This window comes from Helicovermis profundi (assembly GCF_033097505.1).
GTDB lineage: Bacteria > Bacillota > Clostridia > Peptostreptococcales > Acidaminobacteraceae > Helicovermis > Helicovermis profundi.
In genome coordinates this window covers 2376919-2390780 of record NZ_AP028654.1, presented here as the reverse complement: position 1 = coordinate 2390780, position 13862 = coordinate 2376919, and the positions used below count along the sequence as shown (strand labels likewise).

At 28.6% G+C, this 13862-nt stretch carries 13 protein-coding genes; 9 read left to right on the top strand and 4 right to left on the bottom strand.

The genetic code is table 11. The features are described 5' to 3' along the window. Positions 1-13: 13 nt before the first annotated feature. The 5 genes from AACH12_RS10740 to AACH12_RS10720 all read left to right on the top strand — a co-directional run bounded on the left by AACH12_RS10740 (position 14) and on the right by AACH12_RS10720 (position 5113). Positions 14-910 carry an ABC transporter permease gene (locus AACH12_RS10740; protein ID WP_338535413.1) on the top strand — a complete coding sequence of 299 codons (897 nt, stop codon included), beginning with the start codon at positions 14-16 and terminating at the stop codon, positions 908-910. A 12-nt stretch (positions 911-922) separates the two neighbouring features. Beyond that, the gene (locus AACH12_RS10735; RefSeq protein WP_338535412.1) at positions 923-1918 is read left to right on the top strand and encodes an ABC transporter ATP-binding protein; all 996 of its coding nucleotides are present in this window, start codon (positions 923-925) and stop codon (positions 1916-1918) included. Between the two features lie 13 nt (positions 1919-1931). Next, on the top strand, positions 1932-2885 hold the full coding sequence (locus tag AACH12_RS10730) for an ABC transporter ATP-binding protein (protein ID WP_338535411.1): 954 nt from the start codon (positions 1932-1934) through the stop codon (positions 2883-2885). Positions 2886-2908: 23 nt separating this feature from the next. Continuing rightward, the gene (locus AACH12_RS10725; RefSeq protein WP_338535410.1) at positions 2909-4432 is read left to right on the top strand and encodes an amidase family protein; all 1524 of its coding nucleotides are present in this window, start codon (positions 2909-2911) and stop codon (positions 4430-4432) included. 165 nt (positions 4433-4597) lie between these two features. Further along, positions 4598-5113 carry a cob(I)yrinic acid a,c-diamide adenosyltransferase gene (locus AACH12_RS10720; protein WP_338535409.1) on the top strand — a complete coding sequence of 172 codons (516 nt, stop codon included), beginning with the start codon at positions 4598-4600 and terminating at the stop codon, positions 5111-5113. Between the two features lie 85 nt (positions 5114-5198). Here AACH12_RS10720 and AACH12_RS10715 read toward each other — a convergent pair whose 3' ends face one another. Beyond that, a complete protein-coding gene (locus AACH12_RS10715) occupies positions 5199-6824 on the bottom strand; it encodes a Na/Pi cotransporter family protein (RefSeq protein WP_338535408.1) in 1626 nt (541 codons plus the stop codon). A 232-nt stretch (positions 6825-7056) separates the two neighbouring features. Between AACH12_RS10715 and AACH12_RS10710 the strand changes: the two genes are divergently transcribed. The 4 genes from AACH12_RS10710 to AACH12_RS10695 all read left to right on the top strand — a co-directional run bounded on the left by AACH12_RS10710 (position 7057) and on the right by AACH12_RS10695 (position 10141). Continuing rightward, a complete protein-coding gene (locus AACH12_RS10710) occupies positions 7057-7581 on the top strand; it encodes a hypothetical protein (protein WP_338535407.1) in 525 nt (174 codons plus the stop codon). 16 nt (positions 7582-7597) lie between these two features. After that, positions 7598-8167, top strand: a complete 570-nt coding sequence (locus AACH12_RS10705) for a DNA-3-methyladenine glycosylase I (protein WP_338535406.1) — start codon at positions 7598-7600, stop codon at positions 8165-8167. Between the two features lie 155 nt (positions 8168-8322). After that, positions 8323-8802, top strand: coding sequence for an NADH-quinone oxidoreductase subunit NuoE family protein (locus AACH12_RS10700; RefSeq protein WP_338535405.1), 480 nt, complete (start codon positions 8323-8325; stop codon positions 8800-8802). After that, complete coding sequence (locus AACH12_RS10695; protein WP_338535404.1) at positions 8795-10141, top strand: complex I 51 kDa subunit family protein; 1347 nt, start codon at positions 8795-8797, stop codon at positions 10139-10141. The genes AACH12_RS10700 and AACH12_RS10695 overlap by 8 nt, the downstream gene beginning before the upstream one ends. Before the next feature lie 98 nt (positions 10142-10239). Here AACH12_RS10695 and AACH12_RS10690 read toward each other — a convergent pair whose 3' ends face one another. The 3 genes from AACH12_RS10690 to AACH12_RS10680 all read right to left on the bottom strand — a co-directional run bounded on the left by AACH12_RS10690 (position 10240) and on the right by AACH12_RS10680 (position 13819). Continuing rightward, a complete protein-coding gene (locus AACH12_RS10690; RefSeq protein ID WP_338535403.1) occupies positions 10240-10908 on the bottom strand; it encodes a potassium channel family protein in 669 nt (222 codons plus the stop codon). A gap of 29 nt (positions 10909-10937) precedes the next feature. Next, a complete protein-coding gene (locus AACH12_RS10685) occupies positions 10938-12416 on the bottom strand; it encodes a TrkH family potassium uptake protein (RefSeq protein ID WP_338535402.1) in 1479 nt (492 codons plus the stop codon). Positions 12417-12619: 203 nt separating this feature from the next. After that, positions 12620-13819, bottom strand: a complete 1200-nt coding sequence (locus AACH12_RS10680) for an FprA family A-type flavoprotein (RefSeq protein ID WP_338535401.1) — start codon at positions 13817-13819, stop codon at positions 12620-12622. Between the last annotated feature and the right edge of the window lie 43 nt (positions 13820-13862).

Here is a 13862-nt window from a genome sequence, read left to right as displayed (position 1 = left end):
GGGGTTGAATATTATGGAAAATACTTTAGAAAAATCAAATTCTAGTCAACTCTTTAATACGAAAAAACGTAGTCAAATGCGTGATGTATGGCGAAGACTAAGAAGAAGTAAGACTGCAGTACTTGGACTAATATTAATATTTTTATTTATATGTTTAGCTATTTTTGCACCATTAATTGCTGATTACAATAATGGTGCACTTAAGATGAATTTTCACTCAAGGCTTGAAATGCCAAGTATGGAACATTGGTTCGGTACTGATGAATTCGGTAGAGATATTTTTGCAAGGATAGTGTATGGAACTAGAATATCACTTTTTGTAGGAGTAATATCAGTTACTATTGCACTTTCTTTTGGGGGATTTTTAGGCTCAATCGCGGGATATTATGGTGGAAAAATTGATAATGTAATTATGCGTGTGCTTGATGTTCTTCTTGCTATACCAACAATTTTACTTGCCATTACAATCGTTGCAGCACTTGGAGCGAGTATACTTAATTTAATGATAGCAGTAGGAATATCAAATATTCCGGGTTTTGCTAGGGTAGTTAGGGCTGCAGTTCTTAGTGTAAAAGATCAAGAATTTATTGAAGCCGCAAGGGCTATTGGTGCAAGAGATCATACTATAATTTTAAAGCATGTTCTTCCAAATTCAATGGCACCAATAATTGTTTATGCTACACTTAAAGTTGCTACCGCAATTATGGCAACAGCTTCACTTAGTTTTATTGGTCTAGGAGTTCAACCTCCAACACCAGAATGGGGAAGTATGTTAGCTGGTGGTAGAGCCTATATAAGAGATAATATGTATATAGTTTTATACCCAGGACTTGCAATAGTTCTAACTGTTTTATCTCTTAATTTGATTGGTGATGGTCTTAGAGATGCACTAGATCCTAAATTGAAATAGTGGAGGGAGTTCATGAATGATAAAGTACTAGAAATAAATGATTTAGTAATTCAATATATAACTGATGATGGTATAGTTGAAGCAGTAAATGGAATTAATATAAATCTTGAAAAAGGAAAAACACTTGGGCTTGTAGGAGAAACAGGAGCGGGTAAAACAACAACTGCACTTTCTATTTTAAAATTGATACCGAATCCACCTGGAAAAGTAGTTTCAGGTAGTATTATTTTAGATGGAATTAATTTAATGGAAACTTCTGAAAAAGATATGGAAAAGATTAGAGGTGAAGTTGCTTCAATGATTTTTCAAGATCCTATGACAGCACTTAATCCTGTAATTACAGTAGGAGATCAGATTTCAGAAGCAATTAGTATTCATCAAAGTGTTTCAAATGAAGAAGCTAATAAGAAAGCAAAAGAAATGCTTGAACTTGTAGGTATTCCTGGAGAAAGAATGGGCGAATATCCTCATCAGTTTTCTGGTGGTATGAAACAGAGAGTAATTATTGCAATTGCACTTTCATGTAGTCCAAAATTACTTTTAGCTGATGAACCTACAACAGCACTTGATGTTACAATACAGGCACAAGTTCTAAAACTTATGAAAGATTTAAAATTAAAATTTAAAATGGCAATGCTTATGATTACACATGATCTTGGAGTTGTGGCAAAAGTTTGTGATGATGTTGCGATAATGTATGCTGGAAGAATAGTGGAACAAGGAACCTTGGTTGATATATTTAATAATACTAAACACCCTTATACAGAAGGATTATTTAATTCTATTCCCAATATTGACGATAGAAAAGCTGAATTAAAACCAATTAGAGGCTTAATGTCTGATCCATATAATCTTCCAAAAGGATGTTCATTTTGTGATAGATGTGACTATGCTATGGATATGTGTAAAACTATAAAGCCAGTTAAAGTAAAATTTTCAGACACTCATTTTGTTGAATGTCATTTATATAAGGAAAATAAGGATTTTAAGTTAGATAAATTAAAATAAGGGGGGAATTAAAATGCCAGATATAATTTTAGAAGTAAAAAATTTAAAGAAGTATTTTGATACTCCTAAAGGTACTTTACACGCTGTAGATGATATTAATTTTTCTATAGAAAAAGGCAAAACATTAGGCTTAGTTGGAGAATCAGGATGTGGAAAATCTACTACAGGTAGAGTAATATTAAGACTTCTTGAAGCTACTGACGGAGAAATAATTTATAAAGGAAATAATATTAGAAATTTATCTGCAAGTAAAATGAGAGAACTTAGAAAAGAAATGCAAATAATATTTCAAGATCCATTTTCTTCTTTAGATCCCAGAATGACCGTAAGTGAAATAATTGAAGAACCTATTAAATTAAATAAACTAATAATTGATAAAAAGAAAAGATTTGATAGAGTACTTGAACTAATGGATTTAGTAGGCCTTTCAAGACGTCTTATGAATACTTATCCACATGAACTTGATGGAGGTAGAAGGCAGAGAATTGGCATAGCAAGAGCCCTTGCACTAGACACAAAATTTATTATTTGTGATGAACCTGTATCAGCACTTGATGTTTCTATACAAGCACAAATACTTAATTTGCTTAAAGATTTGCAAAAAAAATTAGCTTTAACATATGTTTTTATTACGCATGATTTATCAGTTGTAAATCATTTTTCTGATGATATTGCAGTTATGTATTTAGGAAAATTAGTTGAAAAAGCACCAGCTAAAGATTTATTTGATAATCCAATTCATCCTTATACAAAAGCTTTACTTTCTGCAATTCCTAGACCAACACTTGATAATGATGATGAAATGATTATTTTAAAGGGTGAAATAACTTCACCAATAAATCCTAAAGAAAATTGTAGATTTGCAAATAGATGTAATTATGCTGAAAGTGTTTGCATGGATAAAGAGCCAAAACTAATTGAAGTATCTAAAGGCCATTTTGTTTCATGTCATATTTTTAATAAATAGTAACTATGAGGTAGTGATATTATATGAAGTTTGACTTAAATCCTGAAGTAGATAAGTATCTAAAAGATCAAATTAATAAACAATATATAAATCCAAAGCAAGGCTACTTAAATAAGCCATTAAATGCTGAAATTTATGAAAAAGAAATTCAAAGTATGAGCTTGCTTAGATATAATATGATTAGTAAACTTGTAGAAAAAGTTAGCATTGATAATATAATTAACCTATATGAGAAGAAGCTTGTAACACCTAGAGAAATTGTTATTTTTTATATAAAGAGAATTATAGATCAAAAAAAATTAAATGCTATCATATCTATAAATCCTTTTGCACTAGAAGTAGCAAATAGTTTAAAAGAAAGCAATATAAATAAAATGCCTTTATATGGCGTACCTATAGTACTTAAGGACAATATTGCAACAAAAGATGATATGCCAAATACAGCAGGGTCTATTCTCTTAAAAAATTCATATGTTAGTAGGGATTCATTTTTAACTGTCAAACTTAGAGAAGCTGGAGCTATAATAATTGGTAAAGCAAATATGAGCGAATGGGCAAATTTTATGACTTTTGATTCATCAAATGGATATTCTTCACTTGGAGGACAAACTAAAAACCCTTATGGAAATTTTGATGTAGGTGGGTCTAGTTCTGGAAGTGCGGTTGCAGTTGCAGCAAATTTATCGCCTATATCTATAGGAACAGAAACTTCAGGCTCATTAATATATCCTGCAAGTCAAAATAATATATTTGCGCTTAAACCAACTGTAGGTTTAGTAAGTAGAGATTTAATTATTCCAATATCAGAAAATCAAGATACTGCAGGTCCTATGGCAAAAAATATTAAGGATTTAGCTAAAGTATTAAATGTAATATGTGCTTACGATGAAAGAGATAAGAAAGCTAATAAATATTATGTAAAGGATTATACTAAATTTATTAATAAACCAATTAAAAATTTGAAAATTGGTTTTTTAGAAGATGAATTTATTAAAAATGAATATAGAGAAGAAGATCAATTACTATTAGATAATATAAAAAAATTATTTTTAAATGAAGATATAGTAATTGAAAAAATAGGATTTTCTGAAGAAAATTATAATATTAATTTAATGGATTTAATGTTATATGAATTTAAAATAGGAATAAATGATTATTTAAAAAAAGAAGAAGTTAAAAGTGATTTATCTTTAGATAAAATAATAAAAAAATATACCGAAAATAAAAAAAAGTTTGCACCTTACGGATTGGATATACTAGAAAAATCACAAAATAATAATATTTCTAAAAATTTGTATGAGAATATAAAAAAAGAAAATACAAAACTAAGTACAAAAGTTCTTGAAGATGCACTTAATAAAGTTGATGCAATAGTAACAATTTCTAATTATGCTTCAAGAGTATATTCCTGTGCACTATTTCCTGCAATTTCAATTCCTATGGGATTTAGAAATAACGGTGAACCAATAGGTGCTACTGTGATTTCAAGAAAATTTTCTGAAGATATTCTTATTAAAATTGCAAGTTTTATTGAAAAAACAATATAAAATAATTTAAATTTATTAATTTTTAAGTTATTATTCTAGTCCCCCTAGAATAAAAAATGGAGCTTATGCTCTATTTTTTTGTAAAAAACTAAAAAAGGGATTATATATTTTTTTAAATAATAATTTGATATACTGTATCTGAGAAATAATTAAGGGGTGAAATATATGAGTAAAGGTTATACACATATTTATACTGGGAATGGAAAAGGAAAAACAACAGCAGCATTTGGAGTTGTTTTAAGGTCAATTATGATTGATAAAAAAGTATATGTTGGGCAATTTATTAAGGGAATGAAGTATTCTGAAACAAAACTTGAAAATACATTTACTAATCTTAAAATAGAACAGTATGGAGTGGAATGTTTTATTGATAGTGAGCCGCTTGAAGATGATTTCAAACGTGCTTTACTTGGATATAATTATGCTCTTAATGCTTTAAAAAGCTGTAAATTTGACTTGATAGTATTAGATGAAATATTTATAGCATACTTTTATAAAATGATTTCAAAAGATCAGATTATTAATTTAATAGAAAGTAAATGCCAATCAACTGAATTAATACTTACTGGTAGATATTGTCCAAAAGAATTATATGAGTTTGCCGATTTAGTTACTGAAATGACAGAAGTTAAGCATTATTATAGTGAAGGTGTTTTATCAAGAGAAGGAATAGATTGTTAAAAAAGCTAAGTATCATTATTGATACTTAGCTTTTAGTATTTTATAATTTCCTTCTATTCTACATTTTTTCTATATAGAAATTCATTTATGAAGTAGTAGAAATAGATAAAACAAATTTTGCAATATTAGCTGAAAGGTCTGATATTCTTTCGATATTGCTAATAATATCTAAGAATATTATTCCAGACTCTGAAGAACATTCATTGTGGTTAAGTCTTCTTATATGACCTTCACGAGCTCTAAGTTCAAGTTGATCAACTTTTTCTTCAATTTCGATTATACTTAATACTCTATCAGTTTTACCTGTTTTGATTGCTTCAAGTGTATTTTCGTAAGCAGTCATAGCCATTTCATACATAACTTTAAGTTCTTCTACACCTTTTTTAGAGAAAACTAATTTATTTTCTATTGCGGCAAGTGAAAGTTCAGCAATATTATCAGCATGGTCTCCAATTCTTTCTATATCATTGACACTATTGAAAAGACCGTCTATGATTTTTCTATCTAAATCAGAAATATCACAATTTGATACTTCTACCAAATAATCTGTAATATCTTTTTCAAGCTTATTTATTTCTTTTTCGAGCTTAAAAGTTTCCATTACTGCTTTTTTATCAAGGTTGAAGAAACTATCTAAGGACGTTTTATACGATTTTTTAACAACATTACCCATGTGAAGAGTTTCTCTAATAGAATTACTTAATGCTATTGAAGGAGTAGCAAGAAGTCTTTTGTCAATATATTTTGTTGTAGTAGTTCTAATTTTTTCATCTTCTCTTTCAGGAACTAACCACATAACTATTTTAATTAACATAAAAGAGAATGGAAGTTGAATTAAAACGTTTGATATATTAAAGATTGTATGAGTATTTGCGATTTGTCTTGCAACATCATTCGGGTCCCATGATTGTACTAGAGCCATAATTGGTTTTGTGAATACAAAAATGAATAGCATAGTACCAATTAAGTTAAAAATCAAATGAATAATAGCAGCTCTTTTTGCGTTTCTTGAAGCTCCAATACTTGAAATTAACGCTGTAGTACATGTTCCGATATTGTCACCATATAAAATTGGCATTGCAGCAGCTAGTGGAAGTGCTCCTTGTGATGCAAGTGCAATTAACATTCCAATAGATGCACTAGAACTTTGTACAGTTAAAGTTAATAAAAATCCAATTAGTACTCCAAGAACAGGATGATGTCCAAAACTTATCATAATATCGTTAAAAGCTTGTATTCCTCTAAGCGGTTTTAAAGCGTCTTTTAAGAATTCCATTCCGATAAACAAAATTCCAAGTCCAATAAAAATCTCAGCAATTTGTTTGACATTATCTTTTTTACTTGTCATCCAAAATAGCATACCAATACCAACAGCTAAAGGTGCATAATGTTCTAATTTAAATGAAACAAGTTGACCTGTTACAGTAGTACCTACATTAGCCCCCATAATTACGCCAACAGCTTGTGAAAGTTTCATAACACCAGCATTTACAAATCCTACAACCATAACTGTAGTTGCACTTGAGCTTTGAATAATACCTGTAACGAAAATACCTACAATAACTCCAATGAATTTGTTGCTTGTAAGAATTTCAATAATTCTTTCTAATTTTTTACCAGCAGCCTTTTGAAGTCCATTTCCCATCATTTGCATACCAAATAGAAATAGACCAAGCCCTCCGATTACCCCAACAGCAATTTGAAAACCCACTTTTTTTCCTCCCGTTATTATCATTTAATAATAAAATACCCTATTGTTTTTAATATAAACCAAAAGGTTCTCTATATAATCAATTTATTTTAACAGATTAGATAAATTAAATTGTTAAGATTATGTTAAATTATTAAAATATAATTGTTTATTTGTAAGTTGTTGTTTACAATTACAAATGAATGAAATATAATTAATGTAAAGTATTATTAAATATTGAATGGGTGATCTTATGTTTTACTTTTCAAAAAATGGATTTAATCATAAAATTGGATATAGAAGTCATATGAAAAGGGAATTTATTCCAACGACTTTTATAACTTCAACAGTGATTTTTTTAGTTAATATTTTCAAAATGTTATTTTTAGGAAAATTAATTAATTTTAATGATGTAGTTACTATATTTGCAATTCCATTTGTTTTATTGTCTTTGGTTTACTTTGTTCAAAGTAACTACAAGTGGATTATTATGAATAAAGTTAAACTATATGATTTTGATGTTAATAAAGAATCAAAATTTATTTTCATTCTCATTTTTTATATAATTGAGTATTATGCACTATTAGAACTTGTTTTTGTATTAACTCCAGAAAATATTATAATTATTAATAAAACGAATATTGTAATGTATTCTTTAGTATTTTTAATAATTAGCATTATTGTTGGATTAATTGTAGGGAATTACTATTATAAAAAATTTATAAATGAAATAAAAGTAGACGAATATGATTATGGTATAATTGAAAAAATTAATTAATAAGAGTGGGTGTATTATGAAGAGATGTGATTGGAGTGAAGTTAATCAATTATACATTGATTATCACGATACAGAATGGGGAGTTCCTGTATATGATGATAAAGTACAATTTGAATTTTTAGTATTAGAATCAGCGCAGGCAGGCTTAAGTTGGAATACAATACTAAATAAAAGAGAAAATTATAGAAAAGCCTACAGTAATTTTGATGTTGAAAAAGTGAGCAAATATGATGAAACAAAAATAAATGAATTAATGAATAATAAAGGCATTGTAAGAAATAGGAAAAAAATTGAAGCTTCAATAAATAATGCTAATCTTTTTATTGAATTGCAAAAAGAATTTGGTAGTTTTTCAAAGTTTATTTGGAGTTATACCCAATATAAACCTATTGTTAATTCTTTTGAAAAAACAGAAGATATTCCTGCTAAGACTAAATTAAGTGAAAGAATTTCAAAAGATTTAAAAAAACGAGGATTTAAATTTTTTGGTCCAACTATATGTTATGCGCATATGCAAGCGACGGGTATAGTTAATGATCATATTACTTCGTGTTTTAGGTATCTTGAAGTACAAAAAATAAAATAACTTTGTAACCCAGATTAATAAGTATTTAGTCTGGGTTAAATTTTTTTATAAATAGGTAAAAAATAGATTGTTTTTTATTTAACTATGCTATGAATGTTTAAATAATATTGGTAAAATATAATTAAAGAGATATCTTAGCTTGAACGGAGGTTAGTGTGAAAAATAATAATAAGTATATAGATGAGTTGATTCAAAAACATAATTTTGATAAAACAAAATTACTGAAGATTTTACTTGAAATTCAAGAAAATAGTGAACAAAATTATGTTTCTAAAGAAGATATAATTAATCTTTCAGAGAAGTTAAAAGTACCATTAAGCCAAATACATGAAGTCACTACTTTTTTTTCTGCAATCAATACTGAGCCAAAAGGAAAATATATTATTCAATTATGTGATTCTACAGTATGTAGATTAAGCAAAAATTACATTGCAAAAGATGAGCTTGAAAAAGAATTAAATATTGAAATGGGTGGTACAACTAAAGATAATTTATTTACTTTAGAATACGTAGCATGTTTTGGAGCGTGTGATAGAGCACCAGCTATGAGAATTGGAAAAAAAGTATATGGAAATTTAGATAAGGAAAAAATTTCAAAAATTATTAATGAATTAAGGGGTGATTTAAATGAATAAAACAGTTTCATTTGTCACTGATAATTTTAATAAGTATGATGGATTAAATATAAAAAAATATATTGAAATAGGTGGCTTTTCAGGTTTAAAAAAACTTATAGAAAAAGGGCCCGATTTTGTAATTAGTGAATTAAAAGAAACAGGACTTAGAGGTAGAGGTGGAGCTGCATACCCTACGTGGAAAAAATGGGATATGGGCAAAAAAAGAATTGCTAAGGATAAGTATATTTTATGTAATGCTGATGAAGGCGAGCCGGGTACTTTTAAAGATAGAGAGTTACTTGATAAAGATCCATATAGCGTTCTTGAAGGCATGATTATAGCAGGCATTACAATTGGATCAGTAAAGGGCTATATTTATATTAGAGAAGAATATCCAAACATTCAAGATAAAGTAGCAAAATGTATAGAAAATGCAAGAAATGAAGGTGTATTAGGAGAAAGTGTACTTGGAACAGATTATTCTTTTGATATAGAATTATATACTGGGGCAGGTGCTTATATATGTGGTGAAGGCTCAGCATTAATTGAATCGATGGAAGGTAAATCTGGAAGACCAAGAAATAAACCACCAAGAATAGGAACAAAAGGTTTTATGCAAGTTCCAACAATGGTTAATAACGTTGAAACATTTAGCTACGTTACAGCTATTTTGAGATATGGAAGTGAAGAATACGCAAATTATGGTACAAGTGAGAGTAAAGGAACAAAGTTAATAAGTTTATCTGGTAACATAAAAAATCCTGGAATGTATGAAGTTCCATTTGGTGTAACTTTTTATGATGTTATATATACCATTGGTGGCGGAATGAAATCAGATAGTCCTTTTAAATTTTTACAATTAGGTGGAGTATCGGGTCCAATTATGCAAAAATATATATTAAATACTCCAATAACTTATGAAAATACATCGGCATATGGACTTCCAATTGGTTCAGGAGCTATTACTGTTGGTGATGAAACAAACAATGTAGTTGAATTTTTACTTGGTGTTCAGAAATTTTTTGTTCATGAATCATGTGGAAAATGTACTCCTTGTAGAGAAGGAAATATACAGTTAAAACAACTATTACTAAAGCTAAATGATGGAACTATTACTGAAGAAGAAGTTATTAGAATAGAAAGAATTAGCAATACTATGAAAATTGCATCTCTTTGTGGGTTAGGTCAAACTGCACCAACTGCGATACTTTCAGTGATAAGATATTTTACAAATGACGTGTATAAAAAAGTAGGTTTTCATGTTGATTTTGATGGAGACTTAGTTAAACATTATTTAGAAAATATGAAAATAGATATGAGTCAAATTAAATTAAAATACACTGAATTTGAATATTAAAATAGAATCTAAGTAGTAATGGAGTAAGATTTATTAAATCTTACTCCATTACTCTATAAAGGTCTATTAAATCTTACTTAGTTTTTAAATAATGAGTCTTATTTTACTAAAATTTCATATGCATTCTTTATATTCTCTTTTTTTCCTACTATGAAAATTTGGCAATTTTTTTCAACAATTGTGTCGCCTCTAGGTACAATAAATTTATCAAGGTCTTGATTAAAAATACCAGCAACAACAATTTCTTTAGGAAAATTTCTCATCTTAGTAATTTCAGAAATACTTTTTCCAAAAACCCAAGATTTTTTAGGTATCGTTATTATAGAAATATCGGCTCTTCCATTTCTAAGTGAAGCTACTGTTCTAATTTCAGGATTTTCGATATCATAGATAAATTTTTTAGTCATCATATCTACTGTGTGAGCAATATTAGTTGCACCAGCGATTTCATAAGCTTCTTTATATTCAGGATCTCTCATCCTAACAAAAATATTTTTGATATTAAAATTCTTTGCAAGTAGTGAAAAAAGTAAATTTTGCGCGTCATATCTCATAACTCCAAGAGCATAATCAGCCTTTTCAATTCCTGCGTCTTTTAAAGTTCTTATATTAGTTGCATCGCCATTTATTGCTACTGCACCATATTTTGAAGCGATTATTTCGCAGTTTTTTTCATCTTTATCAATAACAACGATATCATGATTTTTAGCTAAACTTTTTGTAATATTTCTTCCTACAATTCCGCCACCAGCAATTAATATAAACATATAAGCCTCCTAATGAATAATTTATTTACTTACAACCAAGATTTTCTATTAAAAACAACTAGTAAAGGTAAAAGTTCAAGTCTTCCAGCTAACATACCTATAATATAAGTATATTTAATAACTGGAGAAAGTGAAATCATTTTATCTACACTAAAGTAAAAAGGTCCGATATTACCTACAGCAGAGGCCATTCCTGAGAAAGCTTCAAATGGACCAAGGTCAGAAAAAAGAGCAGTTATACCAGCACCTATAAAAATAAGTACAACCCATGCAAAAAGTAGTGCAGAAACTTTAAAGATTTCATCTCTGCTAACTATGGTGCCTTTTGCAGTTACAGGTAAGATAGCACTACTAGGGAGGTGAACTTTTCGTACTTCACGCTTTAGTAATTTTCTAAGAAGTACAATTCTTATAACTTTTACTCCACCAGCAGTAGAACCAACACATCCACCAATTATCATAAGTAAAATAAATAGTTGCTTAGCGATAGCTGGGAAAAAAGCGCTTCCAATATCTTCTGTTCCAAATCCAGTTGTGGTAATAAGAGAAACGACTTGAAATATAGTTTTTCTAAAACTTTCCTCAAAGTTAGCCAAATTCAAATTTCCATTAACAAATATTCCAATTAATATTAATAAAGTAAAGCCAAGTACAAAATTTAGATATGATCTTGTTTCTAAATCTCGTTTAATATTTTTTAATTTTAATTTAAATAAATTATAGTGCATTAAAAAATTAACGCCACCTAAAAACATAAAAATTGTAATTATATATTCAATGGCTCTGTAATGTTTAAATCCGGCTATTTTATAGTAACCAACACTTGCATCGTGATTGGAAAATCCGCCAGTTGAAAGCGATGTTAAGGAATGAATAAATGCTTCATATGGTGACAAACCAGCAATGAAAAGTAGAACTGTTTCTAGTAATGTGTAAAAAATATAAAGTGACCATAAAATTTTTACTGTTTTAAATACATTTGGTACAGGCCTAGCTGAATCAATTTTATGACCTTCCGCAGAAAATAAATGCCATAAATCGCCTTCGCTTTTAAAAGTTATAAGCAAGAAAAATGTTAAAATTCCAAGTCCGCCAAGCCACTGAATTAAAGCTCTCCAAAAAAGAATCGAATAGGGCATTTTATCAAGACCAGTAAAAACTGTAATTCCAGTTGTAGTAAAACCTGATACAGCTTCAAAAAAACTATTAACAAATGATTCGTTTAATCCAATCATAAAAGGGATTGCACCAACAATAGATAATAATATCCATGCAAAAGTGCAAAGTAGCATACCAGTTGTAGCAGTAAATGGTTTATGATTGTTTTTTGAAATGTACTGGGAAAAAACGCCAAGTAATAAAGATAGTATTGATGGAATAATAAAAGAACTTAGCATATCGTACTCTTTATAAAAAAATATAAAAATTATGGGTATTAATAGTAAAATTGCTAATGTGTAAAAAAGTGGACTCAATTTTTTTATAATTGCTAATAAAGTGTTTTTCAAAAAGCATCACCTCTAATTTTGATATGTATATATAAATTTTATATTATTATATATTTATCCACTAGATAGACAAATAAACCTATTATTGAGTGTTTATCTAAATAATACATATATTTTTTTTGAAAAATAAAGAGCTATTAATTGTATACGATTAATAGCTCCTTAAAAATGTATTTGATAGTTTTTTGTATGCCAGATTTTATTTACTTAGGATTATTCTTAACTAAATTAGCCATTTCTTTTGCAAGGAGTGAAAGCTCTTTATAGTCTTTTTCTTTTGGTGAGTAAGTTGCTTCAACAGGAGAGGCTACAAAGTCCCATTTGATTTTCTCGGCAAAATTCATAATAGTTTTAACTCCACCGCCGCTCCACGATTTATTGCCAAATACGCCAAGATATCTATTTTTAAGTCCACTATTTTCGATTTTACTAAGTACAGCCTCTACAGCTGGAAAAACAGTAGTATTGTATGCAGCAGAACCTATTATTACACCTTTATATTTCCATAATTCACTAATAATATAAGAAAGGTGAGTTTTACTTGCGTCAAAAATTTTAATGTTTTTTATTCCATTTCTTGAAAGTTCTTTTGCAAGATAGTCAGCCATTTTTGCAGTGTTTCCATACATCGTACCATAAACAATAACTACTCCTTCCTCTGCTTCAAATCTACTCCATTTATCATAGTAGTTGAAAATAGTACTTGGAGATTCTTTCCAAACAATTCCATGAGTTGGTGCAATCATAGAAATTTCAACATCTTTGAATCTTTGAAGAGTTCTTTGAACAATTGGACTGTATTTTCCAACAATATTTGAATAATATCTTCTTATTTCATCTTCATAGAAAGATAAATTAACTTCAAAATCAAATATTCCACCATCAAGTGCACCAAAACCACCAAAAGCGTCCATTGAAAATAGTATTTTATCTGTAGTTTCGTAGGTCATCATAGTTTCAGGCCAGTGGACCATAGGAGTTATAAAAAATTTAAGGTTATGATAGCCTAAGTTAATTTCGTCGCCTTCTTTAACTTCATAAAGATTATCTGTGATTTCATAAAACCCTTTTAAAAAGCCAAAAGTTTTTTTGTTTCCAACTATTTTTACATTGGGCCACATTTTTATAACTGCAGCAATAGATCCAGAGTGATCTGGTTCCATATGATTAATAACTAAAAAATCAACATCTTTTTCACCGATAATTTCTTTTATTTTTTCTAGATACAAATCAGTTTTATTGAACTTAACGGTATCAATAAGTGCAATTTTTTCATCGTTTACTAAATAAGAATTGTATGTTACACCTTTTTCAAGAGGCCAAAAGTTCTCAAATAGGTGAGTTTCTCTGTCGTTTACTCCAATCCAATGAAGTTTATCACTAATTGGCAATTTATAGTTCATAAAATCCTCCTAAATATATTAATATTGTATTAAGTATACTTCT